This is a genomic window from Pseudolysinimonas kribbensis (assembly GCF_030161895.1).
Taxonomy (GTDB): Bacteria; Actinomycetota; Actinomycetes; order Actinomycetales; family Microbacteriaceae; genus Pseudolysinimonas; species Pseudolysinimonas kribbensis.
Window position 1 is genome coordinate 16,484 of record NZ_BSVB01000001.1, and the last position, 25,629, is coordinate 42,112.

A 25,629-nucleotide genomic window follows, 5' to 3' on the forward strand; every position below is an offset into this window, starting at 1 on the left:
CGACGCGGCCCGCCGAATCTAGACGGCGGTGACGACTTCCATCCCCCTGGGTCGTCGGACGGAGCTCAGGCGGGGCGGCCTCCCGTCAGCGTCCTCCGGACGTCAGTCGTCGGCGGCGGTGAGGCGGTATCCGACGCCGCGCACGGTCTCGATCCAGCGTGGCGTGGCGGAGCTCTCACCGATCTTCTTGCGCAGGTTGCCCATGTGCACCTCGATGCCGCGCTTATCCGCCTCGCTCACGAAGTGGCTCGTCACGTAGCTCTCGCCGCGCAGCAGGAGCGCCAGATCCGCCTTCGTGCGCACCCGCCGACCCGACTGCATGAGCGCGGCGAGCAGCTCGAACTCCGACCGGGTCAGCGGGATCTCCTCGTCGTCCACGCGCACGATATGCATCGGCAGGTTGAGCCGGAGGCCGTTGTGCTCGATCCAGCCCTCTGCATCGTCCCGCACAGCCGATCCCGACGCGACGGGCGTCCCGTCGGTCTCGGCGCCCGGCTGCACCGGTTCGGTCGACGCGTCGTCAGCGGGGGAGAGCGCGGAGGATCCGGCGACCGAGGCCGGGTCGTCGGGGGAACCGAGCGTCCGCGGACGCCGCAGCATCGCCTCGATCCGAGCGCGCAGTTCGCGGGGCCGGAACGGCTTGGTGATGTAGTCGTCGGCGCCCGCCTCCAGCCCCTGCAGGGTGTCGATCTCCTCGTCGAGAGCGGTGAGCATCACGATGTAGGTGGAGCTGAAGGCCCGGATCCGCTTCGCGGTCTCGAAGCCGTCGATCCCGGGCATGTTGACGTCGAGGGTCGTGACGGTCGGGCTGAACGCGCGCACCGCCTCGATCCCGTCCAGCCCGTTCGACCGGGCGACGACCTCGAATCCGCCCTGGGTGAGGACGGTCTCGAGCAGGTTGCGGATGTCGTCGTCGTCCTCGATCACCACTGCCACCCGACGTGCGTCGCGTTCGGCCATCTCAGTCTCCTCCTGCGATGAGCGCTCGCGCGCCATCCGGCCACCATCGCCCGGCCGCCGGACCGCCGTTGCAGGCGCCGTCGCTCTCGCCCGGGTTCTTGACCCACAGCGTCGCATCCAGGTGCGTTCGATCCTCGACGACGCGCGGCGGGTCGCCGAGCCCGCGACCGGGCGGATTGCACCACGCCTGGTCGGGCGCGGGCCCGTTGCCGTTGCGCGAGGTGTCGATCACGTAGTGCGCGCCGCCCAGCGCGGCGCTGATGGCCTCGTCGTACCTGCGCTCCGCGGCGGTCGTCTCGAAGTTGGAGACGTTGCTCGCGAACCCGCGCACCCGGTCGACCCCGGCATCCCGGAGCAGGCCAGCCATGAGCGCGGGATCGAGCCAGCCGGAGTGACCCGCGTCCAGATAGACGACGGCGCCCGTCGGGGCGAGCAGACCGACCGCGTCGCGCAGCTGCGCCACCCGCGCCGACCGATCGTGGCACTCGGCGGTGAGGGCGAGCGCATCCGGTTCGACGACGACGAGGGTCTGCGCCGTCAGCGAGCGTGCGATGGCCCGGAGCCAATCGCGGTATGCGGCGTCATCCGCCGTTCCGCCGGCGGACTCCTGCGCCTGGCAATCGCGGTGCGGGATGCCGTAGACGACGAACACGGGCCACTCGCCTCCGCGCCGGGCGGCATCCACGATCCCACCGACGTATCCGCCCACCTCGGACGCACCATGCGCCTCCGGGGTCAGCCAGATCGCGGCGGGCTCACGGCCGATCGGGCCGAAGGAGGGATCGCGACGGGCGGCGAGCGCCGCGCTCGAGGCGGGATCGACGTAGAACCGCGCCTCATGCAGCGGATTGGCGGAGGTCGCGCGCGGCACCGTCGCGGAGAAGACCGCGACGCCGGCGAGCCCGAGGAGAACGGCCGTCAGCACGCCGATGACGAGGCCGACCGCGACCCGACGGGGCGTCTCGGTCATGCCGTCGCCCTCGTCACGCCGAAGCGCCCACCGTGCACCGCCCCCCCCGTAGGTCGCTCAGGCCGAGCGATGGTTCTCGGCGCGGTCGCTCATCCTCCAGGCGAGGGGCAGGATCACCCCGGCGACCGCGGCCTTGATGGCGTCGCCGAGCAGGAAGACCAGGAGCCCGTTCTGGAGCGTGAAGCCGACCGGGTCGGCCTGGTGCACGCCGACGGTCAGGTAGAGCCAGGGCAGTCCGAACAGGTACATGACGGCGGAGCCGGCCAGGAAGGCGACGACGGTGCCGTACCAACGGCGGTCCCAGCGGCGCGCGGCGAGCCAGCCCACCAGTCCGGCCGCGAACAGGAACCCGACGATGTACCCCCGGAGGCCAGTGCGAACAGACTGCCGTGGGCGCCGCCCGTGAAGATCGGCAGTCCGGCCACACCGAGCACGAGATACAGCGCCATCGACAGCGCGCCGCGCACCGGCCCGAGGGCCGCACCCACGAACAGGACCGCGAACGTCTGACCCGTGATGGGTACCGGCCACAACGGAATCGCGACCTGCGCCAGCAGCGCGACGAGGCCGGTTCCGCCGACCACGAAGATCGCGCTCGTGATCCACGACCGAGGGACCACGCGATCGGCGAGGACGGGACGGCGGACGGGCGCTGCGATGGTCATGCGGCTAGGCTAGCGGGCTGGCCCACGTCGGCCTCATCAACCCTCCCCACCAAAGAACCGGAGTCCTTCTGTGCTCGCCGTGCACGACCTCGAGATCCGCATCGGGGCACGTCTGCTCATGGAGGACGTGACGTTCCGCGTAGACAAGGGCGACAAGGTCGGCCTCGTCGGCCGCAACGGCGCGGGCAAGACGACGCTCACCAAGGCGCTGGCCGGCGAGGCCCAGCCCACGGGCGGCACGATCTCCCGCAGCGGTGAGATCGGGTACCTGCCGCAGGATCCGCGGTCGGGTGATCCGGAGGACACCGCACGCACCCGCATCCTCGACGCGCGCGGCCTCGGGCGCCTGGTGACCGACCTCCGCACCGCGAGTCTGGCGATGGCCAACCCGGATCCGGCGGTCAGCGAGGCGGCCATGGCGCGCTACAGCAGGCTCGACGATCGCTTCGTCGCGCTCGGCGGGTATGCGGCCGAGGCCGAGGCGGCCGCGATCGCGTCGAACCTCGCGCTGCCGGACCGGATCCTCGACCAGCAGCTCAAGACCCTCTCCGGAGGCCAGCGGCGCCGCATCGAGCTCGCGCGCATCCTGTTCTCCGGCGCCGAGACGATGATCCTCGACGAGCCCACCAACCACCTCGACGCCGACTCCGTCGTCTGGCTGCGCGAGTTCCTCAAGGGCTACCAGGGCGGCGTCATCGTGATCAGCCACGACGTCGACCTCGTCGAGGAGACGGTCAACAAGGTGTTCTACCTCGACGCCAATCGCGCCGTTCTCGACGTGTACAACATGGGCTGGAAGCACTACCTGCGCCAGCGCGAGGCCGATGAGGAGCGCCGCAAGAAGGAACGCGCCAACGCCGAGAAGAAGGCGACCGCGCTGCAGCTGCAGGCGGCGCGATTCGGCGCCAAGGCGACCAAGGCGGCGGCCGCGCATCAGATGGTCGCGCGCGCCGAACGGCTGCTGGCCGGCCTCGAGGAGGTGCGCGCGGTGGATCGGGTGGCGAAGCTGCGCTTCCCCGACCCGGTCGCGTGCGGGCGCACGCCGCTCACGGCATCCGACCTCTCGAAGTCGTACGGATCGCTCGAGATCTTCACCGCGGTCGACCTGGCCATCGACCGCGGGTCCAAGGTCGTCGTGCTGGGGCTGAACGGTGCGGGCAAGACCACCCTGCTGCGGATCCTCGCCGGCATCGACCGGCCGGACACCGGCGCGGTCGAACAGGGGCACGGGCTGCGGATCGGGTACTACGCCCAGGAGCACGAGACCATCGACGTGAACCGCACCGTCATCCAGAACATGATGAGCGCCTCGCCGCAGCTCACCGAGACCGAGGCGCGCAAGGTGCTCGGTTCGTTCCTGTTCACCGGGGATGACGGCCACAAGCCCGCCGGCGTCCTCTCCGGCGGCGAGAAGACCCGTCTCGCGCTCGCGATGATCGTCGTGTCGGGCGCGAACGTGCTGCTCCTCGACGAGCCGACCAACAACCTCGACCCGGCGTCGCGCGAGGAGATCCTCGGCGCGCTGGCCGGCTACACGGGCGCCGTCGTGCTCGTCTCGCACGACGAGGGCGCGGTGGAGGCGCTCAACCCGGAGCGTGTGCTGATCATGCCCGACGGGGTCGAGGACCACTGGAACCCCGACTACGCCGACCTCATTTCTGTGAGTTAGCGCGCCGCCGCTCCTGCGGCGCGCGGCCGCTGCGCGGGACGAGCGCGGTCGCCCCGCTTCGCTGGGTCAGTTAGCGCGCCGCCGCTCCTGCGGCGCGCGGCCGCTACGCGGGACGAGCGCGGTCGCCCCGCTTCGCTGGGTCAGTTAGCGCGCCAGCTAGTCCGGGTTGCGGTCGAGGACCGCGTCCTCGTAGTCGGCGTCGTGCGAGGGGCGGCGCGACCGCAGGGCGACCGCGCGCTCCTCGGCCGACATGGCGCCGAGGCGCTTCTCGCGGCGGTAGGCCCAGACCAGGCCCACGACGGCGAGCAGCGCGAACACGATCCACTGGATCGCGTAGGAGAGGAACGGCCCCGGATCGGCCACCGGCTCGGGCTCCGCGACGGGCCGGCTCGTCGCGGGGGATCCTCGCGCGTCATCGTGCCGTACGCGCCCGTGTACGTGTCCGCGCCGGTTGCGCGGGCGATCTGAGGCAGATCGATCGAGGCGATCTGGCCCCGCGGCGAGGTGCGGCCGGGCAGGTCGGGCTCGCTCTGCTGCAGCCGCACGACGACCGACACGTCACCGGACGGCGGCGCGGGCACCTGCGGCACATCGCCCCGCGCGGGAATCGGGAGCCAGCCGCGGTCGACGACGAAGATCCGGCCGTCGGGCAGGCGCAGCGGCACCAGCACCTCGAATCCGGGGTTGTCGTTGCGCGCACGATCGCGTACGAGCAGCTGCTGGCCGGGCAGGTACCGCCCGTGCAGCGTCACCTCGCGCCACTCCAGGTCGTGCCGCCAGGAGTCGAGGCTCGGCAGCGCCTGGTCGACCGGCACGGCGGGCTTGGACCAGTTGATCGAGATGAGCGTGTTCTCGGCCGTCCGCTCGGCGTTGCGCGACCACTGCCACCAGGAGAGGACGCCGCAGGCGATCGAGAAGACGACGACGAGGGCGACGTAGCCGCCCCAGCGTCGGATGCCGCTCACGCGCGATCCGGCACGACGTCAGCCACGACGTCGAGCGCGGTCACGACCACCGGGAACCCGCGCGAGGCGAGGTACCCCTCGAGGTGGTCGCGGTGGGCGTCGCAGGCCAGCCAGACCTTGACGCGGTCGGGGAGTGCAGGCGGGGATTGCGCCAATTGACCCGCCAGGACGCCGGCTCCCGGCATCCCGCGCTCGAGCACTGGGTGGGCGCCTCGCCGCCGCCGATCACCGCATGTCCTCGTGCTGGCCGCCGGCGCCCGCGCCCGACCCCACCGGCACGATCCCGCCGGGTCGCTCCACAGCGGCAGCGCGGTCGGTGTGCACGTTGTTCGCGATGACCACCGCGAAGTAGGGCAACGCCGCGGCCGCGATCGCGGGGATGAGGCGCCACCAGCCCGGGACGAACAGCACCGCGATCAGGCAGATCACCCGGACGGTCATCGCCACCGCGTACTTGATCATCCGCATGTGCCGCTCGTGATCCGGCGACGGCGGCAGCTCGGTGATCGAGACGGTCTTGGCCATGGGCTTGAGCGTTAGCCTACGCTCGCGCGCTGGAGCTCAGAGCGGAGGTCCTTTCGGACCTCCGCCGCGACGCCAGCGCCGACGGCCGTCTCGGCCGTCGGTTCCGGGCCGGGTTCCTCGGCTCTAGGCTGGCTCACCGTGACCACACCTCGCACCGTGCTCGTGACCGGCGGCAACCGTGGTATCGGCCGCGCCATCGCGGCGGAGTTCGTCGCCCAGGGTCACCGCGTCGCGGTGACTGCGCGCTCCGGCGAGGGTCCGGAGGGTGCACTCACCGTTCGCGCCGACGTCACCGACGGCGCATCCCTGGATGCCGCGTTCGCCGAGGTGGAGAAGCAGCTCGGCCCCGTCGAGGTGGTCGTCGCCAATGCCGGCATCACCCGGGACACGCTCGTGCTGCGGATGAGCGACGAGGACTTCGACACGGTCGTCGACACCAACCTCGGCGGCGCGTTCCGCGTCGTCAAGCGCGCCTCGAAGGGCATGCTCAAGGCGCGGTTCGGGCGGGTGATCCTGATCTCGAGCATCGTCGGCCTGTACGGCAGCCCCGGCCAGGTCAACTACGCCTCGTCGAAGGCCGCCCTCGTCGGCATGGCGCGTTCGCTCACCCGCGAACTCGGGGCGCGCGGCATCACGGCGAACGTGGTGGCGCCCGGCTTCATCGAGAGCGACATGACCGCCGAGCTTCCCGCGGATCAGCAGGCGGAGTACATCAAGACCGTGCCGGCCGGACGGCCCGGACGCGCCGAGGAGGTCGCGAAGGCGGTCGCCTGGCTCGCGTCCGACGACGCCGGCTACATCTCCGGAGCCGTCATCCCCGTCGACGGCGGCCTCGGGATGGGGCACTAGCCCGACGTCGCCGGCGCCGCGTGCCAGGCCTGCACCGTGACCGAGGTGCCCTGCACGACGTCGAAGGCGCCCGACGGGATGCTCAGCTCGCGCCCGCCCGCGTCGATCCGGAGCACCAGCTCGCGCGCGAGGGTCGGATCACCGGATCCGGCGCCGGCATCCCATCCGATGGTCGCGAGGGCGGTCGCGTCGGGCGCCAGAGTGACCGGCGTCGCGCCCGGGTCGGGGTCCATGAACGAGCGGCCCGGCGCCACGGAGGCCGCGACCGCACGGCCCCGCGCGTCCCGGAAGCCGACGGCCGGATAGCCGTCGAGGGTGCACGTCGCGGTGGAGGAGTTGCGGATCTCGATCGCGAAGTGCCGGTGCCCGAGCGCAGCGTCGCCCCCGTGGACGCGAGCACGAGTGCGTCCGGCGGGCAGGTCGTCGACGCGAGGGCATAGACGTTATGGGGCAGCGGTGCCGGGGAGAAGGTGACGGGCGGAGACGGCGTGGGGGAGGGCGTGGCCGGCGGCGAGGCGGCGGCGTCGAGCGCGGCGAAACGCAACGGCCCGCCGACCCCGGCGGCGACCCCCGTGACGAGGGCGGCGACGAGAGCGACGGCCCCCGTCGCGATCCCGGCCGCCCGCAGCGGACCGCGGTCGCGCGACCACCCGGCGACGAGGGCGGGCGCCCATCCGAGCACCAGCCCCCACGCCTGCGTGCCGAGATCGCGGGCCACGTCGGCGGCGGGATAGGACACGCCGAGTCGCGGCGTCTCGCCGATGATCGTTCCGACGCCCATGACCGCACCGACGATCAGGGACCCGACCGCGGCGGCCAGCCAGACGACCGGCAGGCGCGCACCGCCGCGGGTCAGCAGGGCGGCGCCGGCGATCAGCGCGCCCAGCAGCACCGCCCCGGCTCCCACCGTGATCTGCGGCCAGGGCACCGGCAGCTCGCCGATCCGCGCCAGCGGACCGGGCACGATGACCTGCTCGAGCCAGCCGAGCGGCCGGGCGCCGATCGGCACGGTGCCGAGAAGCGCGGTCGCCACCCAGAGGACCGCCGTCAGCACGCCCGCGGCGATCGCCCGTCCGACGGTGATCACGTGCGGCCCATCAGCGCAGCCCCATCAGCGGCAGCAGCCGCGAGAGGTCGCGGTCGTCGAGCAGCACGTCGGCGACGTCGCGCACCGGCGCCTTCGCATCGAACCCGATCGACAGGCCGCACAGCGCCATCATCGGCAGGTCGTTGGCGCCGTCGCCGACCGCGAGAGTCTGATGCAACGGGATGCCCGCCGCGCCCGCCCACTCGCGCAAAGCGTCGGCCTTGGCGGTGGCATCCACGATGGGCGGGATCACCCCACCCGTCAGGCGGCCGCCCGCGACCTCGAGTCGGTTGGCCCGCCAGTGGTCGAGCCCGAGCCGGGCTGCGAGCGGATCGATGACCTCGTGAAATCCCCGGAGACCACGGCGACGAGGCCGCCGGCGCCCTGCACGGCCGCGATGAGCTCCGGAACCCCGCCGGTCACGCGCACCCGTGAGGCCACCCGGTCGATCGCGGCCTCCTCGAGTCCGGCGAGCGTCGCGACCCGTTGCCGCAGCGAGTCGGCGAAGTCGAGCTCCCCGTTCATCGCGCGGAAGGTCACGTCGGCGACGGCATCCAGCGAGCCGGCCTCCTCGGCGAGCAGCTCGATGACCTCGTCCTCGATCAGCGTGGAGTCGACGTCGAGGACGACGAGGAAGCGCGACATGCGTTCCTCTCGTAGTCGGGACGGGCTACTCGACCAGGATGCCCTTGCCGACGACCGTGATGCCGCTCTGGGTGACGGTGAAGCCGCGCGCGAGATCCGCCTCGCGATCCACGCCGACGGTCGCCCCGGGGCTCACCACGACGCCCTTGTCGAGGATAGCGCGACGCACGATCGCGCCCTCGCCGATCTGGGAGCGCTCGAACACGACGGTGTCCGTCACGACCGCCCCCGACTCGATCGACACCCAGGTGCCGAGCACGGAGCGCTCGAGGTGGGCTCCGGAGACGACGCAGCCGAGCGAGACGATCGAGTCGATGACCTCGCCGAGCGCGCCCCGGCTGTCCCGCACGAACTTGGCCGGCGGCGAGTTGAGCTGCGACGAGAAGATCGGCCACTGCTCGTTGTAGAGGTTGAAGATCGGCAGTGCCGAGATCAGGTCCTGATGGGCGTCGAAGAACGAGTCGATGGTGCCGACGTCGCGCCAGTAGAAGCGATCGCGCACCGTCGATCCCGGTACCTCGTTGCGGTTGAGGTCGTACACCCCGCGTCGCCGCGCTGCACGAAATCGGGGATGATGTCGCCGCCCATGTCGTGGTTCGAGTCGGCGCGCAGCCCGTCTCTCTGCACCGCGTCGATGAGCACGTCGGCGTCGAAGACGTAGTTGCCCATGGAGGCGAGGACCTGATCGGCTGCGTCGGGGAGGCCCACCGGGTCCTCCGGCTTCTCGAGGAACGCGCGGATGTGATCCGGCCGCGTCGGGTCGACGTCGATCACCCCGAACTGGTTCGCGAGCTCGATCGGCTGGCGGATCGCCGCCACCGTCACGCCGCTGCCCGACTCGACGTGCGCCTCGATCATCTGGCTGAAGTCCATGCGGTACACGTGATCCGCGCCGACGACCACGACGATGTCGGGCTTCTCGTCGCGCAGCAGGTTGAGGCTCTGCAGGATCGCGTCGGCCGACCCGGAGAACCAGCGCTTGCCCAGTCGCTGCTGCGCGGGCACGGAGGCGACGTAGGCGCCGAGCATCGGGGGCAGTCGCCAGGTCGTCGAGACGTGGCGGTCGAGCGAATGCGACTTGTACTGGGTCAGCACGACGATCTGCCGCAGCCCCGAGTTGACGAGGTTGGAGAGGGCGAAGTCGATGAGACGGTAGCCCCCGCCGAACGGGACCGCGGGCTTGGCCCGGTCGGCCGTCAACGGCATCAGGCGCTTGCCCTCGCCGCCGGCGAGAACGATCCCGAAGATCTTCTTCGACGCCACGACCCCACAGTAAGGCCGGATACCCTTCCCAGGTGCGCGTCGATGTCCTCACCCGTGAATATCCACCGGAGGTTTACGGCGGAGCCGGCGTGCACGTCGCCGAGCTGGTGCGCGCTCTCCGACTCGACATCGATACGGTCGTGCGCTGCTTCGGCGCGCCGCGCGACGAGCCGCACACCTACGCCTACCTGGTGCCGCCGCAGCTGATCGGTGCCAACCCGGCGCTCGCGACGCTCGGCATCGACCTCCAGATGGCCCAGGATGCCGGCGACGCCGACCTCGTGCATTCGCACACCTGGTACGCGAACTCCGCGGGGCGCATCGCGCAGCTGCTGCACGGCATCCCGCATGTCGTCACCGCGCACAGCCTCGAGCCGCTGCGGCCGTGGAAGGCGGAGCAGCTCGGAGGCGGTTACCGGGTGTCGAGCTGGATCGAGCGCGGCGCGTTCGACGCGGCCGACGCCGTGATCGCGGTGAGCGCGGGCATGCGCGGCGACATCCTGCGCAGCTACCCCGAGGTGGACCCGGCCCGCGTGCGCGTCGTGCACAACGGCGTCGACCCGCAGCTCTGGCACCGCGATGAGGATCCCGAGGCGGCACGCGCTCTGGGGCTCGATCCCGATCGCCCGAGCGTCCTGTTCGTCGGGCGCATCACCCGTCAGAAGGGCCTGCCCTATCTGCTCCGCGCCGCGCGCAGCCTGCCGCCCGAGGTGCAGCTCGTGCTGTGCGCGGGTGCCCCCGACACGCCGGAGATCCTCGCCGAGGTGACCGCGGGGGTCGAGGCGCTGCAGGCGGAACGCACCGGCGTGGTGTGGATCGACCGGATGCTGCAGCGCCGCGAGCTGGCCGTGCTGCACTCCGCGGCGACGACGTTCGTGTGCCCCTCGATCTACGAGCCGCTGGGCATCGTGAATCTCGAGGCGATGGCGTGCGGCGCCCCCGTGGTGGGCACCGCCACCGGGGGATCCCCGAGGTGGTGGACGACGGCGTCACCGGCCGGCTGGTGCCCATCGAGCAGGCCGATGACGGCAGCGGCACACCGCTGGACCCCGACCGCTTCGTCGCGGACCTCGCGACCGCACTCACCGAGGTCGTGGCCGACCCGGCGTCGGCGCGGCGCATGGGCGAGGCCGGCCGGCGGCGCGTCGAGTCGGAGTTCAGCTGGACGACCATCGCCGAGCGCACCCGTGCGATCTACGACGAGGTGCTCGGAGCCGGGGCGACCACCACCGCTTAGGCTGGCTGATCATGCCCCCGTGCTCGGCCTCCACGATCTCACCGTCGTCCGCGACGGCAAGTCCATCCTCGACGACGTGTCGTGGGAGGTGGAGCCGGATCAGCGCTGGGTCGTGCTCGGCCCGAACGGCGCGGGCAAGACCACGCTGCTGCAGATCGTGTCGGCGAACGTGCACCCGAGCTCCGGCTCCGCGACGATCCTCGGCGAGACGCTCGGCCGGGTCGACGTGTTCGACCTGCGGCCGCGGATCGGGTTCGCCTCGACGGCGCTCGCCCGACGCATCCCGGCGAACGAGGCGGTGCTGGATGTCGTGATGACGGCGGCCTATTCGGTGACCGGGCGGTGGAACGAGGAGTACGACGACGTCGACCTGCGCCGGGCGCGCCGCGTGCTCGCCGAGTGGCGGCTCGAGCACCTCGAGGGGCGTCTGTTCGGCACGCTCAGCGATGGCGAGCAGAAGCGGGTGCAGATCGCCCGCTCCGTGATGACGGATCCCGAGCTGCTGCTGCTCGACGAGCCGGCGGCCTCGCTCGACCTCGGAGCGCGCGAGGAGCTGCTGCAGCTGCTCGGCGCCTATGCCACGGCCCCGCAGAGCCCCGCCATGATCATGGTCACCCACCACGTCGAGGAGATCCCGCCCGGTTTCACGCACGCGCTGCTGCTGGCCGACGGCCGCATCCGCGCCGCCGGTCCGATCGCCGAGATCCTCACCGAGGAGCACCTGAGCGAGGCATTCGGCGTCCCGCTCGTCGTCGCGACGAGCGAGGACGGCCGCTTCTCGGCTCGCGCCCGCTCGTAGTAGACTCATCCTTCGGCCGTTCGGCCCGTACGCTTTCCATCTCCATCCCGAGGTATCGCCATGAAGTCCGAGATCCACCCCGAGTACGCTCCGGTCGTCTTCCGCGACCTGGCCAGCGGTGAGACGTTCCTCACCCGCTCGACCGTCACGAGCGAGAAGACCATCGAGCTGGACGGCGAGACCTACCCGGTCATCGACGTCGAGATCTCGTCGGCGTCGCACCCGTTCTACACGGGCAAGCAGCGCATCCTCGACAGCGCCGGCCGCGTCGAGAAGTTCAACTCGCGTTACAAGGGCTTCGGCAAGTAACCGCCCGCGCCGGGCTCCGCGCCTGGCGCCCCGCCGATCAGAACAGCGCCCCGTCGGACGACGTGCGGCGCTGTTCCCATAGCGGAAGCAGTTCGTCGCGGGTGAGCGGAGCGAGCGGCAGGTCCGTGTCGAGCGACGTGATCCAGCGCAGCTCCTCGATCTCGCCGTGCGGCTGGAGCCCGTCGGCCGCCGCGACCGCGAAGACCGCGGCCGATACGATCGTGTCGGACTCGTGGGCCGCCGGTGCGCGGAAGATGCCGAGGTACTCCGCCTGATCGGCGTCGAGCTCGAGCTCGAGCTCCTCGCGCAGCTCACGGGTCAGCGCCTCGAGAGCCGACTCGCCCGGCTCGACCTTGCCGCCGGCCTGCATGAACAGCTCGGTGCCGCGCTTGCGCACGACGAGCGCCCGCCCGGCCGGATCCGTCACGATCGCGGCCGCGACGCGCAGCACCGTCGTCACCGCCGGTGCGGGAGTGGACTCGACCTCGACCTCGACCTCCGTGATGCTGATCGACTCGACCAGCGTCGTCAGCGGTACCTCGGGTGCTCGCCGAAGGTCCTCGGCCTGCGGTCCGACGCCGGGGGCGCCGCGGAGCTCGTCCGCCACGGTCGGCGCCGCGAGCCGTCGCTGATCGAACTCCGAGAAGTCGACGATGGGCACCCGTCCGGGCTGGGGCGGCAGCGGGGGCAGCGGCTGCGTGTCGACGAAGGTGTTCGGATGCCCGACCGGTCGCACGGGCCAGGAGCGGTCGCCGACGTAGCCTTCGCGCCCCGGCTTGGTGCGCACGTACTCCTCGAAGTTCTGCTGCTGGTCGGCGAACCAGATCTCCTGCCGACCGTGCAGGTCACCCGCGCTCACGCCGAGGTCGTCGGGGTAGGCGCGGGCGATCGCCTGCGCCACCCGTCCGGCGCAGATCGCGTCGGCACCGGCGTCGTGCGCGCCGTCGAGCTCCACCCCGTAGAACTCGGCGGTGACCTCGAGCGTGCGCTTGCCGCGGCGGTAGCGGTCGACGGCCTTGTCGATGACGAGCGGGTCGACGACCGGCTGCGGGTGCTCGACCGGCTCGATCGCGTGCCGCCGGCACTCCCGATCGAGGAGCGTGAGGTCGTACGGCGCGTTGTAGACGGTCAACGGGATGCCCTGCGAGAACAGCACGCGCAGCGTCTGCGCGATCTCCGCGATCGCCGCCCCGGCGGGCCGGCCCTCCGCCCGCACGCGCTCGGTGGTGATGCCGTGCACGGCGCTCGCGCCCTCCGGGACCTCGACGCCCGGATCGACGAGCCAGTCCCAGCGCGCCGTCACCCGGCCCTCGGAATCGAGCACCGCGATGCACGCCGAGACGATGCGCGCGACGTCCGTGTCGACGCCCGTGGTCTCCAGGTCGAAGACGCCCAGAGGACCGTCCCAGGTGCTCACCCGGTCAGGCTAGGCGGCGCCCCCGTCAGCACCGGGGAGGCGCACCGGGAAGAGCTCCGTCCGGGCGACCACCCGGTCTCGCTCGGGCGCGAGGACCGTGCGCCGGGGATCGCCGAGGAAGGCGTCCATGGCCTCCCGATCGGCGAACTCGATGATCTGGACCTCGTGCGGCGTGCCGTCGGCGCCCTCCGAGCACCCGGCTCGTGACCGCGCCGCGGTGCTCGGCGACCAGCGGCAGAACGGCATCCTCGTAGCCGTGCAGGCCGGCCGCCTCGCCCTCGACCGCCCACAGGAGGCAGCAGAGCCGGATCGTTCGATCGTCGCTCACGGCCGCGGCGGCTGGTAGCGCTGGGTGCCCACGTGGAGCCAGTAGAAGCTCTGGGTGGCCATCGTGAGGGTGAGGGTGCCGTCCGGGTCGACGGTGGGGAACTCGCCGCCGCCGAAGAGGTCGTAGACGGGCGCGCCGTGATCCTCCTCCGGCATCCGGATGTGCACGGAGGCGGGGTTGTGCGAGAACGAGAACACGCACAGGATCCGCTCCGGTGCGTCGCCGAACTGCTGGCCGGAGCCGGGGTAGTCGCGGATGAACGCCAGGATCGACTCGTGGTCGGTCTCGAGCACCTGGATGCTGCCGAGCCCGAAGGTCGGGTGGGCCTTGCGCACGTGGATGACGTTGCGCACCCAATGCAGCAGCGACCGCGACTGGGCGAGCTGGGCCTCCACGTTGATCTGGTTGTAGTGGTAGACGAGCGACTGCACGACCGGCAGGTAGAGCTTGCCGGGATCGGCGGTGGAGAATCCCGAGTTGCGGTCCGGGTTCCACTGCATGGGCGTGCGGGAGGAGTCGCGATCGGGCAGCCAGATGTTGTCGCCCATGCCGATCTCGTCGCCGTAGAACAGGAACGGCGAGCCGGGCAGCGAGAACAGCAGTGCATGCGCGAGCTCGAGCTCGGCGCGGGAGTTGTCCAGCAGCGGCGCGAGGCGCCGCCGGATGCCGACGTTGGAGCGCATCCGGGGGTCGTAGGCGTACCAGCCGTACATGGCCTGGCGGTACTCCTCGCTGACCATCTCGAGCGTCAGCTCGTCGTGGTTGCGCAGGAACACGCCCCAGGCCGCGCCGTCGGGCACGTCCTGGGTCTCGGCGAGCACCCGCTGCAGCTCCGCCGCCGACTGGGACCGCAGCGAATAGAAGATGCGCGGCATGACGGGGAAGTCGAACGCCATGTGACATTCGGGGCCCTCGTCCGAGCCGAAGTACTCCGCCACCTCCGCGGGCCACTGGTTCGCCTCCGCGATGAGCACCCGTCCCGGGTACTCCCGGTCGACCAGCGCACGCACCTCGCGCAGGAACTGGTGCGTCGGCGGCTCCGACTCGCTGTTGCCCTCCTCGGACTCGTAGAGGTACGGGATGGCATCCAGCCGCAGGCCGTCGACGCCCATGTCGAGCCAGTGCCGGATGACGTCGAACATGGCCTCGTGCACGGCCGGGTTCTCGAAGTTGAGGTCGGGCTGGTGGGAGAAGAACCGGTGCCAGTAGAACTGGCGGCGCACCGGATCGAAGGCCCAGTTGGACTCCTCGTAGTCCGTGAAGATGATGCGCGCGTTCCGGTACTTCTCGTCGGTGTCGCTCCAGACGTAGAAGTCGCCGTAGGGGCCGTCCGGGTCCGACCGCGACTGCTGGAACCACTCGTGCTGGTCGGAGGTGTGGTTCATCACCAGGTCGATGACGATGCGCATGTTGCGCTCGTGGGCCTTGGTCACGAGCTCACGGAACTCGTCGAGGGTGCCGAACTCCGGCAGGATCCCCTTGTAGTCGGAGATGTCGTAGCCGCCGTCGCGCAGCGGCGAGGTGTAGATCGGCGGGATCCACAGGGCGTCGATGCCGAGCCACTGCAGGTAGTCGAGCTTCGAGATCAGGCCGCCGAGATCTCCCGTGCCGTCGCCGTTGGAGTCGACGAACGAGCGCACCATGACCTCGTAGAAGACCGACCGTCGGTACCACTGTGGATCCAGCGCCAGACCGGGCAGGGTGATCGGGGCCGTGAAGGTCACGTTTCCACCCTAGGGCTGGCCCGTCGTGCCGGGGACGGCACGCCCAGCCAGCACTCATAGACTTCGCCAGATGCCCGTACCCGCCCCGCACGCCGCCGAGCTGGCGGCCCTGCCGCTGCGCACCGGCGAGCTCGGGCTGCTCGGCAGCACCACCCGGTACTGGGACTACGGCCCGCTGCACGCCGCACGCACGATCGTGATCTGCCACGGGTACCGAGGCGACCACCACGGCCTCGAGCCGGTCATCGCGAAGCTGCCGGGCATCCGGATCATCGGCCCCGACCTGCCCGGCTTCGGCTCGTCGACGCCGATGACCGACGACCGGCACACGATCGACGGCTACGCGCGCTGGTTCGCGGCGTTCGTCGACGCGCTCGGCCTGCAGGATGCCGTGGTGCTCGGGCACTCGTTCGGGTCGATCGTCACATCGCACGCGGTGGCGGCGGGGCTGACGCCGCCGGCCCTCATCCTGGTGAACCCCATCGCCAGCGACCCGGCGAAGGTCGGCGGAGCGGGCGCGACCCGGGCCTACTACGGGCTCGCCCGGCGGCTGCCCGAGCGCATCGGTCGCGCGCTGCTCGCGGCACGGCCCATCGTGACGGTCATGTCGCGCACCCTCGTGAAGACGCCCGACAAGGCGCTGCGGCGCTGGATCCACCAGGAGCACCACCGCTACTTCAACGGCTTCAGCGACGTGCGCACGGTCGCCGAGGGGTTCGACGCGTCGCTCAGCCGGCAGGTGGGCGACGCGGCGGCGGACGTCACCGTGCCGACCCTGCTGATCGCGGGCGCCGTCGACCACATCGCGCCCGCCGCGGGGGCCCGGCAGACCGTGCGGCGGTTCCCCGACGGGCGTCTCGTCGTGCTGCCGGGGGTGGGGCACCTCATCCACTACGAGGCCTCCGAGGGCGCCGCCACCGCGATCACCGCCTTCCTCGACGAGGTGGCGCCGTGAGGCTGCCGCGGCGATGAAGATCGTCTCCGACTGCCGCTACGTGCGGGTCGACCACCACGACGGCATCAGCCGGTACAGCTCCCGGATCACGGCGGCGCTCGGCCGGCTCGCGGCGGCCTCGGGGCACGAGGTCACGATGCTCATCTGCGACGAGCGCCAGTTGGCGCTGCTGCCCGACCTGCCGTGGGCGATGGGGCCGTCGCCCACCGGCCCGGGGAGCCGTGGGTCGCCCGCCGTGTCAATCGGCTCGGACCCGACGTCGTCTTCACGCCTCTGCAGACGATGGGCACGTTCGGGCGGCGCTACCGCCTGGTGAAGACCCTGCACGACCTGATCTACCACCGGCACCGGACCCCGCCGCGCGATCTGCCGGCGTTCGTCCGGCTGCTCTGGCGGATCTACCACCTCGCGTGGTGGCCGCAGCGTCTGCTGCTGGACCGCGCGGATGCGGTCGCGACCGTGTCGGCGACGACGAAGCAGCTCATCGCACAGCACCGGCTCACGCGACGTCCCGTCGTCGTCGTCGCGAACGCGGCCGATCCCGCACCGGCCGGCGCCCGGCTCGACCGGCCGGCACCGGATCCGGCCGGCGCCGGCGGCCGGGACCTCGTCTACATGGGCTCGTTCATGCCCTACAAGAACGTCGAGACGCTCGCCCGCGCGCTGCACGAACTGCCCGGCTACCGGCTGCACCTCCTCAGCCGGATCCCGTCCGCCGCCCGCAGCCGACTCGAGGCGCTGGCACCGGCCGGCGCGCTCGTCGTGCACGACGGCACGAGCGAGGAGGAGTACCGCGCGCTGCTGCTGTCGGCGCGGGCGCTCGTGACGGCATCCCGCGACGAGGGGTTCGGGCTGCCGCTCGTGGAGGCGATGGTGCTCGGCACGCCCGTCGTCGTGAGCGACATCCCGATCTTCCGCGAGATCGGGGGAGACGCCGCGCTCTACGCACCCGCAGACGATCCCGCCGGGTTCGCCGCGGGCATCCGGCGCCTCGAGGATCCGGACGAGTGGCGCGTACGATCGGCGGCGTCGGTGCTCCAGGCCGCGCATTTCGACTGGGACCGCTCCGCGGCCGCCCTGCTGGAGCTGATGGAGTCGCTCGCCTGATCAGTCGCTCGCCTGATCCGCGACCACCGAGCGCCCACGTTCGCATCACGTCGGCACGGGTGACGGTGCCGGATCGATGCGAACGTGGGCGGTCGAACCCGTGAGCGCGCTCGGAGCTCAGGCGTCGACCGGGACGACCTCCGCGCGCGTCAGCCGCGCCAGGTCGGCGGGCCCGATGGGGAACACCGACGTCGCCGAGCCGGCAGCGGCCCAGACGACATCCAGCTCGAGCAGGTCCGCGTCCATGACCGTGCGCAACGGCGAGGAGAGGCCGAGCGGCGGCACCCCGCCGATCGAGTAGCCGGTCGCCGACTTCACGAGGGCGGCATCCGCCTTGCCGATGTCGACCCCCAACCGCGCGCCGAGCGCGGCGGTGTCGACGCGGTTCGGGCCGGAGACCAGCACGAGCAACGGCGCGCCGCCGGCCTCGAACACGAGGCTCTTGACGATCGCCGCGACGGGGCAGCCGATCGCGGCAGCGGCCTCGGCGGCCGTGTGGGTCGACTCGTCGAACTCGCGGATCTCCGGGTGCAGACCGAGCGGCGCGACGGCCGCACGGAACCGGTCGACGCCGTTCATCGGCCGCCCTCGTGCCGGGCGTCGTGCTGCTCGTCCTCGCGGGCCTCGATGGCGTTCTGCTCGTCGAGCGACGACCCGAGCGGATCGTCGAAGGCGACCAGCCGCAACTCGCCGCGCGCGAGCTCGAAGCTGTGCACCGAGCCGTTCGTGATCGGCCCGTACTCGGTCGCCGGGTCGACACGGTCGAGCACCGCGCGGATCGCGCCGCCGTGGCTGACCACGATGAGCGCGGCTCCCGGACGCGACGCCGCGATCTCCATGAGTGCGGGCACGACCCGGTTCGCCACGTCGGCGCGGGTCTCGCGCCCGGGCACGACGGTGCCGGCCGGGAACCGCCGCTCGATCTCGAGCCAGTCCATGCCCTCGGCCTCGCCGTAGTCGCGCTCGACGAGGGCGGGAACGGCATCCGGATCGCCGAGGCCGATCTCCTCGGCGATGATCGCCGCGGTCTCCCGCGCCCGCGACAACGGGCTGGCGAGCAGGCCGTCCCAGGATCGGGAGGCGAGCCGCCGCCCCGTCATCCGGGCCTGCTCGCGTCCGGTCTCGTTCAGCGGGATGTCGGTGCGGCCCTGGATGCGGCGCTGCCGGTTCCAGTCGGTCTCGCCGTGGCGCACGAGGAAGAGCAGTGTCACGCAGCCCAGGATGCCAGGTGCGCGCTCAGGTCAGGCGATCGCGCAGCGCCGCGAGCACCTCGGAGGTGCCGGCGTCGATCTTGAGCGTCGCGCGCGGGTCGCCCTTGGTGGCGCCGCGATTCACGATCACGACCGGCAGCTTGCGCTTGACCGCCTGATCCAGCAGCCGGATGCCGGAGTTCACCGCGAGCGACGAGCCGGCGATGATCATGCCCTCCGCACGCCGCACGAGCGACGCGGCCTCCGCGAACTTCTCGCGCGGCACGAATTCGCCGAAGAACACCACCTCGGGCTTCAGCACGCCGCCGCAGTTGGTGCAGGCCGGCACGATGACCTCGTCGTACGCGTCGACGTCGACGTCGCCGTCCGGGTTGAGCTTCACGTCGTCGGGGGAGGCGAGCCACGGGTTGTCGCGGGTGAGCCGGTCGGCGATGTCGGTGCGCGCGAAGATCTGGCCGCAGTGCAGGCAGCGCACCCGATCCATCGAGCCGTGGATGTCGACAACGCGCCGCGAGCCGGCCCGCAGGTGCAGCCCGTCGACGTTCTGCGTGATGACCCCGTCGGCGACGCCCAGCAGCTCGAGGTCGGCGATGGCGCGATGCCCGTCGTTGGGCTGGGCCGCCGAGAAGTGCCGCCAGCCGAGGTGACTGCCGGCCCAGTAGCGCTGGCGGGCGACCGGGTCGCTCAGGAACCGGTCGATCGTCATCGGCGTGCGGACGGGTGCGCCCTCGCCGCGGTAGTCGGGGATGCCGGAATCGGTGCTGACACCCGCTCCCGTCAGCAGCACGAGCAGCCGCCCGCCGAGCAGCTCGGCGGCCTCGTCGACGAGCGGCGCGGTCTCCGGGGCGAGCGCGTCCCGCGCGGGCGGGGTCATGACGCTCATGCGCACCTCCTGGTCAGGCTCCCCAGGGTAAACGCCGCTCTTTTCGATTATGTTTCCGCCTCGTGCATCTCGTGCCGATCTCGGACCCCGCCGATCCGGCGCTGCGCGACTACCGCGACCTCACCGACGTGGTGCTGCGGCGCCTCGCCGAGCCCGCCGGCGGGCTGTATCTGGCCGAGTCGGTACGCGTGATCGAGCGGGCCCTCGCGGCCGGGCACCTGCCCCGATCGGCGCTCGTGCTGCCCAAGTGGGTCGACGAGGTCTCGGCCGTGCTCGACCCGTATGACGTGCCGGTGTTCGTGGGGAGCCCGACGTGCTGGAGTCGATCACCGGCTTCGTCATGCACCGCGGCGCTCTGGCCTCGATGCATCGACCGCGGCTGCGACCCGTCGCCGAGCTCCTCGCGGACGCTCGGCGCGTCGTCGTGCTCGAGGACATCGTCGACCACACCAACGTCGGGGCGATCGTGCGCTGCTGCGCCGCGCTGTCGGTGGATGCCGTCCTCATCACCCCGCGCTGCGCCGACCCGCTCTACCGGCGCAGCGTGCGCGTGTCGATGGGCACGGTGTTCCAGGTGCCGTGGACCAAGATCGACGAGTGGCCGGGCGCCGGTCTCGAGCTGCTGACGTCGCTCGGCTTCCGGGTCGCGGCGTTCGGCCTGCGCGACGACGCGATCCCGCTCGACGAGTACCGGGCCCCCGAGCGGCTCGCGCTCGTCTTCGGCACCGAGGGCGACGGGCTGATGCCCCGCACGATGGATGCCGCCGACGATGTCGTGAAGATCCCGATGGCGGGCGGCGTCGATTCTCTCAACGTCGCGTCGGCGGCCGCGGTCGCGATCTGGGCGACGCGGACCTGACGCCCGCGCGACACCGGTTAGTCTCGACCGGTGCCGACGCCCGCGACCTATCGCCGACGCCGCCTTGCCGCCCTGCTGATCGCCGTCGTCGTCGTGGGCGGCGGACTGTACGGAACGCTCACACTGCTCGCCCCCGTGCGCGGTGTGGCCGCCACCGTCACCGCTCCCGCGATCCCGCCGACCGCCGCCGCCCAGCCGGGTCTGCCGTCGTACGGCGCGAGCGCCGTCGGTGTCGTCGGGTATCCGCAGGCCGCGGCGACCGCGGGTCGCACCGACGCGGTGCCGATGGCGAGCATCAGCAAGGTCATCACGGCCCTCGTCGTGCTGCAGGCCAAGCCGCTGAAACCCGGCGAGGCGGGGCCGACGATCACGATGACGAGCGACGACGTCGCGCTCTACCGGCACTACCTCTCCCTGGACGGCGAGGTCGTGCAGGTCCAGCCCGGGTTTCGGTTCAGTGAGCTCGATCTGCTGAAGCTCGCGCTCGTGAAGTCGGCCAACAACTACGCCGGCAGCCTTGCGCTGTGGGCCTTCGGCTCCTCGGCGGGCTACGCGGATGCCGCGACCGCCTGGCTGTCCGCGCACGGCCTGACCGGCATCCACGTCGTCGAACCCACCGGCATCGACCCGCGCAACGTCGGCACGGCATCCGATCTCGTCGAACTCGGCGAACTCGCGCTGCAGGACCCGGTGGTCGCGCCGATCGTGTCGAGCGCGACGGCGACCGTGCCGAACGTCGGCAGCGTGCGCAACACGAACACGCTGCTCGGCACGGACGGGGTGGACGGGGTCAAGACCGGGACGCTCAACGACTGGGGCGCCAATCTGCTCTTCGCGAGCGACCGCACGATCGGCGGGAAGGCCATCACGATCGTGGGCGTCGTGCTGGGCGGGCGCGACCATGCGACGATCGACCGCGACATCCGGGCCCTCATCCGCAGCGTCGTCGCCGGATTCCACGTCGTCACGCTCGCGAGCAGGGGCCAGGTGTTCGGCGGCTACACGATGCCGTGGGGGCAGCGCGCCGAGCTCGTCGCGACGAAGAAGGTCACGACGCTGGTCTGGGGCGCCGTCACGGTCGCCCCGAGGGTCACGGCCGAGAATCTCACCACCGCGGTGCGCGGCGCCGACGTCGGCACCGCGCGGTTCACCGTCGCGGGCACGACGCTGAGCGTGCCGCTCGAGCTGTCGCGCGGCATCCAGGACCCGGGCTGGGGATGGCGCCTCGGGCATCCCGGGATCGTGTTCGGCGGGGTCTGAGCAGCGGGTCCTCCGCGGCGCTCAGCGCACCGCGCGCGGCACCGGTCGCTTGGGCTCGATGCCGTCGCCGGACGAGCGCCCCGTGAGCCGACGTCCGATCCATGGAACGAAGTACTCGCGCGCCCAGTCGATGTTCTCGCGCGTGGCGCGGCGCCAGCCGCTGCGCGGCAGCGGCTCCGGGCGGAACGGCTCCAGCTCGTTCGGCACCTCGAGCACGTCGAGCACCATGCGCGCGATCGTGTGGTGCCCGACGGGGAGAAGTGCAGCCGGTCGGGCGCCCACATGCGCGGATCGCGCAGCACATCCAGCGCCCACAGGTCGGCGACCCGGGCGCCGTAGCGGCTCGCGAGCGCCCGCACGTTCTCGTTGTAGATGGCCGCCTTGCCGCGCACCCGGCCGAGCACCGGGGTGCGACCGGGATCCGGGCCGGTGAAGACGACGACCGTCGCACCGCCCGAGACCAGGCGCTGCAGGCCCGTCTCGTAGCGCGCGGTGATGTCGTCCGGGTCGGTGCGCGGCCGGATGACGTCGTTGCCGCCCGCGGAGATCGTGATCAGGTCGGGGCGCAGCTCCATCGCCGCCTCCACCTGCTCGGCGAGGATCCGGTCGAGCAGACGGCCCCGGATCGCGAGGTTGGCGTAGGCGAAGCCCTCCGGCCCTCCCGCCGCCGTCTCGCTCAGCACCTCGGCGACGCGGTCCGCCCAGCCGCGGTGGCCGCCCGGCGCACCCGGTTCCGGGTCGCCGATGCCCTCGGTGAAGGAGTCGCCGATCGCGACGTAGCGCGTCCAGGCGTGTGCAGCCGTCACGCCTTCGAGCTTAAGTCCGCCGTCGCTGCGAGCATGGTGGGGTGAGCAAGCAGGACGGGAGCGGGAGGCAGGTCTCGGCCGAGCCGCTCGACGACCTGACCGCCACCATCCTGCACGTCGACATGGACGCCTTCTACGCCTCCGTCGAGCTGCTGCAGCGCCCGGACCTCGTCGGCAAGCCCGTCATCGTCGGCCATCCGAGCGCCCGCTCGGTCGTCACCGCGGCGACCTACGAGGCGCGCAAGTACGGCGTCAACTCCGCGATGTCGATGGCGCTCGCCCTGCGGCGCTGCCCCCAGGCGATCGTGCTCGAGCCGCACTTCGAGGACTACAGCCGCTATTCGAAGATCGTCATGCGACTGCTGCACGAGTTCACGCCCCGGGTCGAGCCGCTCTCGATCGACGAGGCGTTCCTGGATGTCGCGGGCGCGCTTCGCCTGTACGGCACGCCCTGGCAGATCGGCGCCCGGATCCGCGAGCGCATCCATCAGGAGACGCGGCTGCGCGCCTCCGTCGGCGCCGCGGCCACCAAGTACGTCGCCAAGCTCGCGTCATCGCTCGCCAAGCCCGACGGGCTGCTCGTCGTGCCGCGCGATCGCACGATTCAGACCCTGCATCCGCTGCCGGTGTCGGCGCTGTGGGGGTGGGCCCGAAGTCGGCCGAGCAGCTCGAGCGCCTCGGCCTGCGCACGGTCGGCGAGGTCGCCGCCGTGCCGCTGGATGCGCTGTCGCGCGCGGTCGGGCCGACCAATGCCGCGCGCCTGCAGGATCTGGCGTGGGGCCGCGACCCGCGGACGGTGCAGACCCACCACGTCGAGAAGAGCATCGGGCACGAGCTCACGTTCGAGCACGACGTGACGAGCCGGGCCGAGATCCACAAGGAGCTGCTGCGCCTCGCGGATGCCGTCGGCGCCCGGCTGCGGCGCTCCAGCGTGCAGGCCCGCACCGTCGCCCTCAAGCTCCGGTTCTCCGACTTCACGACCGTCTCGCGCTCGCGCACGCTCGCGGAGCCCACCGACCTCGGGCGACGGCTCTACGAGGAGGCGCGCACCCTCTATGACGCCGCCTCGGAGAACGGCCGGCCGGTGCGGCTCCTCGGGGTGCGGGGCGAGGGTCTCGTGGGAGCGAGCGCGGATCTGGGCCTCTGGGATGACGATGCCGCCTGGCGCGACGCGGAGTCGACCGTCGACGCGGTCGCGTCACGATTCGGTGCGGGCGCGATCGGCCCGGCGGCGCTGCTCGGCCGGTCGCCGGCGCGTCGCATCGGCGCCGACGGCGACGACTGAGCGGGTCGCCGGCGTCGACGGCCGTCTCGACCGTCGGTGTCATCGCCTACCCTCGAACACGCGATGAGTGAGCTGCCGACCTTCCGCGCGACCGCGGCAGCCGAGCACCTCCCGCCGAGCTTCCCCGAGCGCGCCCCCTGGGGCACCGCGAACCGCCTCCGCGCCTGGCAGCAGGAGGCGCTCGACACCTATTTCGCGAGCGATGCGCGCCGCGACTTCCTCGTCTCCGCCACTCCGGGCGCCGGCAAGACGACGTTCGCGCTCCGGCTCGCCAGCGAGCTGCTGCGGCGGCGGATCGTCGACCGCATCACGGTCGTGGCTCCCACCGAGCACCTCAAGACCCAGTGGGCGGAGGCGGCGCACCGGGCCGGCATCCGGCTCGACCCGAAGTTCAGCAACCGGCACGGGCGCGAGGCGCGGCATTACCACGGCGTCGTCGTCACCTACGCGCAGGTCGCCGTCAAGGCGGCCGTGCACCGGGAACTCACCGGCTGGCGCCGCACGCTCGTGATCCTCGACGAGGTGCACCACGGCGGCGACGCGCTCAGCTGGGGTGACGCGATCCGGGAGGCGTTCGAGCCGGCGACGCGACGGCTCTCGCTGACCGGCACGCCGTTCCGCAGCGACACCGCGCCGATCCCGTTCGTCACGTACCTGCGCGACGAGCGCGGCGTCCGGGTCTCGCAGACCGACTACGCCTACGGGTACGGGCGCGCGCTGCAGGACGGGGTGGTTCGTCCGGTGCTGTTCCTGAGCTACGCGGGGTCGATGCGCTGGCGCACGCGGCAGGGCGAGGAGATGTCGGCCGCGCTCGGCCAGGGCGACACGAAGGACGTCACGGCGCAGGCCTGGCGCGCGGCGCTCGACCCGTCGGGCGACTGGATTCCCGCCGTGCTGGCTGCGGCCGACCGGCGGCTGAGCGAGGTGCGCCAGAGCCTGCCGGATGCCGGGGGTCTCGTCATCGCGACCGACCAGGCGGCGGCGCGCGCGTACGCGGCCATCCTCACCGAGCTGACCGGCCGAGCCCCGACCGTCGTGCTGAGCGACGAGAAGGCGTCGAGCGACCGGATCGCGCGCTTCGCCGCGAGCGACGACCGCTGGATGGTCGCGGTGCGGATGGTCTCCGAGGGCGTCGACGTGCCGAGGCTCGCGGTCGGCGTCTACGCGACCAGCGCCGCGACACCGCTGTACTTCGCGCAGGCGGTCGGCCGGTTCGTGCGAGCGCGCCGCCGCGGCGAGCTGGCCTCGATCTTCCTGCCCAGCGTGCCGATCCTGCTCGCGCTCGCCACCGCGCTCGAACTCGAGCGCGACCACGCCCTCGATCGGGAACGCGACGACGACGAGCTGCTCGACGACGACGACCTCGACCGCGCGGAGCAGGGCGAGTCGGCCAGCGCGGACCTGCTCGACGAGGGGAGTGGACAGCGCTCGGTTCGATCGCGACGTTCGAGAAGGTGCTGTTCGACGGCGCCGAGTTCGGTCACCTCGCGGAGCCGGGCAGCGACGAGGAGTGGGACTTCATCGGCATCCCGGGCATCCTCGAGCCGGAGCAGGTGAGCGAGCTCCTGCGGTCCCGGCAGACCCGCCAGGCGCGCCGCAGCGCCGGCCGGCCGATCTCCGACGACGTGCCGCCGCCGCTGCACCGCACCCTCTCCGAGCAGCGTCAGCTTCTCAACCGGCTCGTCTCGATCCGGGCGCGCAACACGGGCCAGACGCACGCGTACGTGCACGCCGAGGTGCGGCGCGTCAACGGCGGTCCGGAGGTCGCCCGCGCCTCCGTGACGCAGTTGCAGAAGCGGATCGACTGGCTGCGCGCGCGCATCGGGCAGTAGGGCGCGGCCGGTAGCCTGA

At 72.0% G+C, this 25,629-nt stretch carries 18 protein-coding genes and 9 pseudogenes; 11 read left to right on the forward strand and 16 right to left on the reverse strand.

From position 1 onward, the window contains the following. Positions 1-102: 102 nt before the first annotated feature. From QQK35_RS00090 to QQK35_RS00105, 3 genes and pseudogenes are all read right to left on the reverse strand, one after another. Entirely contained in the window at positions 103-960 is an 858-nt protein-coding gene (locus QQK35_RS00090; RefSeq protein WP_284251898.1) for a response regulator transcription factor, read from the reverse strand. Position 961: 1 nt separating this feature from the next. Further along, entirely contained in the window at positions 962-1,930 is a 969-nt protein-coding gene (locus QQK35_RS00095) for a glycoside hydrolase family 6 protein (RefSeq protein ID WP_284251900.1), read from the reverse strand. Positions 1,931-1,987: 57 nt separating this feature from the next. Then, positions 1,988-2,595, reverse strand: a pseudogene (locus tag QQK35_RS00105) (biotin transporter BioY). Between the two features lie 70 nt (positions 2,596-2,665). On the opposite strand from QQK35_RS00105, the gene QQK35_RS00110 reads away from it, so the two are divergent. Beyond that, entirely contained in the window at positions 2,666-4,264 is a 1,599-nt protein-coding gene (locus tag QQK35_RS00110) for an ABC-F family ATP-binding cassette domain-containing protein (protein ID WP_284251906.1), read from the forward strand. A 140-nt stretch (positions 4,265-4,404) separates the two neighbouring features. Here QQK35_RS00110 and QQK35_RS00115 read toward each other — a convergent pair whose 3' ends face one another. From QQK35_RS00115 to QQK35_RS00125, 3 genes are read right to left on the reverse strand one after another with little or no spacing between them, the layout of a single operon-like run. Further along, positions 4,405-5,229: an SURF1 family cytochrome oxidase biogenesis protein gene (locus QQK35_RS00115; protein WP_284251908.1), complete on the reverse strand. Its 825-nt coding sequence runs from the start codon at positions 5,227-5,229 to the stop codon at positions 4,405-4,407. Further along, a complete protein-coding gene (locus tag QQK35_RS00120) occupies positions 5,226-5,429 on the reverse strand; it encodes a hypothetical protein (RefSeq protein WP_431311783.1) in 204 nt (67 codons plus the stop codon). Before QQK35_RS00120 ends, QQK35_RS00115 begins: the two co-directional genes overlap by 4 nt. A 25-nt stretch (positions 5,430-5,454) precedes the next feature. After that, positions 5,455-5,754, reverse strand: a complete 300-nt coding sequence (locus QQK35_RS00125; protein ID WP_284251910.1) for a DUF3099 domain-containing protein — start codon at positions 5,752-5,754, stop codon at positions 5,455-5,457. A 138-nt stretch (positions 5,755-5,892) separates the two neighbouring features. Between QQK35_RS00125 and fabG the strand changes: the two genes are divergently transcribed. Continuing rightward, on the forward strand, positions 5,893-6,603 hold the full coding sequence (gene fabG / locus QQK35_RS00130; RefSeq protein ID WP_284251912.1) for a 3-oxoacyl-ACP reductase FabG: 711 nt from the start codon (positions 5,893-5,895) through the stop codon (positions 6,601-6,603). Here fabG and QQK35_RS00135 read toward each other — a convergent pair. The 3 genes and pseudogenes from QQK35_RS00135 to QQK35_RS00145 form a co-directional block, all read right to left on the reverse strand. Then, positions 6,600-7,022 carry a DUF4232 domain-containing protein gene (locus QQK35_RS00135; protein ID WP_284255554.1) on the reverse strand — a complete coding sequence of 141 codons (423 nt, stop codon included), beginning with the start codon at positions 7,020-7,022 and terminating at the stop codon, positions 6,600-6,602. The two genes, fabG and QQK35_RS00135, sit on opposite strands and share 4 nt — an antisense overlap. 678 nt (positions 7,023-7,700) lie before the next feature. After that, positions 7,701-8,335, reverse strand: a pseudogene (gene serB, locus QQK35_RS00140) (phosphoserine phosphatase SerB). Between the two features lie 25 nt (positions 8,336-8,360). Continuing rightward, positions 8,361-9,541, reverse strand: a pseudogene (locus tag QQK35_RS00145) (glucose-1-phosphate adenylyltransferase). 89 nt (positions 9,542-9,630) lie between these two features. Here QQK35_RS00145 and glgA point away from each other — a divergent pair. From glgA to QQK35_RS00160, 3 genes and pseudogenes are all read left to right on the forward strand, one after another. Further along, positions 9,631-10,835 (forward strand): annotated as a pseudogene (glgA, locus tag QQK35_RS00150) (glycogen synthase). Between the two features lies 1 nt (position 10,836). Next, a complete protein-coding gene (locus QQK35_RS00155) occupies positions 10,837-11,634 on the forward strand; it encodes an ABC transporter ATP-binding protein (RefSeq protein WP_284255555.1) in 798 nt (265 codons plus the stop codon). A 60-nt stretch (positions 11,635-11,694) separates the two neighbouring features. Continuing rightward, positions 11,695-11,943, forward strand: a complete 249-nt coding sequence (locus QQK35_RS00160; RefSeq protein WP_284251914.1) for a type B 50S ribosomal protein L31 — start codon at positions 11,695-11,697, stop codon at positions 11,941-11,943. A 37-nt stretch (positions 11,944-11,980) separates the two neighbouring features. Here the strand turns inward: QQK35_RS00160 and QQK35_RS19475 are convergent, their stop codons facing one another. The 3 genes from QQK35_RS19475 to treS form a co-directional block, all read right to left on the reverse strand. Continuing rightward, the gene (locus QQK35_RS19475) at positions 11,981-13,360 is read right to left on the reverse strand and encodes an exonuclease domain-containing protein (protein ID WP_344202565.1); all 1,380 of its coding nucleotides are present in this window, start codon (positions 13,358-13,360) and stop codon (positions 11,981-11,983) included. Positions 13,361-13,369: 9 nt separating this feature from the next. Continuing rightward, positions 13,370-13,606, reverse strand: a complete 237-nt coding sequence (locus QQK35_RS00175; protein ID WP_284251916.1) for a hypothetical protein — start codon at positions 13,604-13,606, stop codon at positions 13,370-13,372. Positions 13,607-13,684: 78 nt separating this feature from the next. Continuing rightward, complete coding sequence (gene treS, locus QQK35_RS00180) at positions 13,685-15,412, reverse strand: maltose alpha-D-glucosyltransferase (RefSeq protein WP_284251918.1); 1,728 nt, start codon at positions 15,410-15,412, stop codon at positions 13,685-13,687. 70 nt (positions 15,413-15,482) lie between these two features. On the opposite strand from treS, the gene QQK35_RS00185 reads away from it, so the two are divergent. Continuing rightward, positions 15,483-16,367, forward strand: coding sequence for an alpha/beta fold hydrolase (locus QQK35_RS00185; RefSeq protein WP_284251920.1), 885 nt, complete (start codon positions 15,483-15,485; stop codon positions 16,365-16,367). A 13-nt stretch (positions 16,368-16,380) separates the two neighbouring features. Continuing rightward, positions 16,381-17,474, forward strand: a pseudogene (locus QQK35_RS00190) (glycosyltransferase family 4 protein). 117 nt (positions 17,475-17,591) lie between these two features. Here the strand turns inward: QQK35_RS00190 and QQK35_RS00195 are convergent. From QQK35_RS00195 to QQK35_RS00205, 3 genes are read right to left on the reverse strand one after another with little or no spacing between them, the layout of a single operon-like run. Next, positions 17,592-18,053, reverse strand: a complete 462-nt coding sequence (locus QQK35_RS00195) for a YbaK/EbsC family protein (RefSeq protein ID WP_284251922.1) — start codon at positions 18,051-18,053, stop codon at positions 17,592-17,594. Then, positions 18,050-18,685 carry a histidine phosphatase family protein gene (locus tag QQK35_RS00200; protein ID WP_284251925.1) on the reverse strand — a complete coding sequence of 212 codons (636 nt, stop codon included), beginning with the start codon at positions 18,683-18,685 and terminating at the stop codon, positions 18,050-18,052. Before QQK35_RS00200 ends, QQK35_RS00195 begins: the two co-directional genes overlap by 4 nt. Before the next feature lie 25 nt (positions 18,686-18,710). After that, positions 18,711-19,559, reverse strand: a complete 849-nt coding sequence (locus QQK35_RS00205) for a Sir2 family NAD-dependent protein deacetylase (RefSeq protein WP_425565061.1) — start codon at positions 19,557-19,559, stop codon at positions 18,711-18,713. 71 nt (positions 19,560-19,630) lie between these two features. Here QQK35_RS00205 and QQK35_RS00210 point away from each other — a divergent pair. Then, positions 19,631-20,427 (forward strand): annotated as a pseudogene (locus QQK35_RS00210) (TrmH family RNA methyltransferase). 30 nt (positions 20,428-20,457) lie between these two features. Next, positions 20,458-21,687 (forward strand): D-alanyl-D-alanine carboxypeptidase family protein, encoded by a 1,230-nt coding sequence (locus QQK35_RS00215; RefSeq protein WP_284251929.1) that lies wholly within the window; start codon positions 20,458-20,460, stop codon positions 21,685-21,687. A gap of 21 nt (positions 21,688-21,708) precedes the next feature. Here the strand turns inward: QQK35_RS00215 and QQK35_RS00220 are convergent. After that, positions 21,709-22,493: pseudogene (locus QQK35_RS00220) on the reverse strand (SGNH/GDSL hydrolase family protein). Between the two features lie 41 nt (positions 22,494-22,534). Between QQK35_RS00220 and dinB the strand changes: the two are divergent. Both dinB and QQK35_RS00230 read left to right on the forward strand, forming a co-directional pair. Then, positions 22,535-23,778: pseudogene (dinB, locus tag QQK35_RS00225) on the forward strand (DNA polymerase IV). A 63-nt stretch (positions 23,779-23,841) separates the two neighbouring features. After that, positions 23,842-25,610, forward strand: a pseudogene (locus QQK35_RS00230) (DEAD/DEAH box helicase). Positions 25,611-25,629: the final 19 nt, after the last annotated feature.

What these genes read in the sequence shown, in the direction of transcription:
- QQK35_RS00090 (WP_284251898.1), bottom strand. Translation starts at nt 960, where the DNA reads ATGGCCGAACGCGACGCACGTCGGGTGGCAGTGGTGATCGAGGACGAC.
- QQK35_RS00095 (WP_284251900.1), bottom strand. Translation starts at nt 1,930, where the DNA reads ATGACCGAGACGCCCCGTCGGGTCGCGGTCGGCCTCGTCATCGGCGTG.
- QQK35_RS00125 (WP_284251910.1), bottom strand. Translation starts at nt 5,754, where the DNA reads ATGGCCAAGACCGTCTCGATCACCGAGCTGCCGCCGTCGCCGGATCAC.
- QQK35_RS00160 (WP_284251914.1), top strand. Translation starts at nt 11,695, where the DNA reads ATGAAGTCCGAGATCCACCCCGAGTACGCTCCGGTCGTCTTCCGCGAC.
- QQK35_RS00175 (WP_284251916.1), bottom strand. Translation starts at nt 13,606, where the DNA reads ATGCCGTTCTGCCGCTGGTCGCCGAGCACCGCGGCGCGGTCACGAGCC.
- QQK35_RS00185 (WP_284251920.1), top strand. Translation starts at nt 15,483, where the DNA reads ATGCCCGTACCCGCCCCGCACGCCGCCGAGCTGGCGGCCCTGCCGCTG.
- QQK35_RS00195 (WP_284251922.1), bottom strand. Translation starts at nt 18,053, where the DNA reads ATGAACGGCGTCGACCGGTTCCGTGCGGCCGTCGCGCCGCTCGGTCTG.
- QQK35_RS00205 (WP_425565061.1), bottom strand. Translation starts at nt 19,559, where the DNA reads ATGACCCCGCCCGCGCGGGACGCGCTCGCCCCGGAGACCGCGCCGCTC.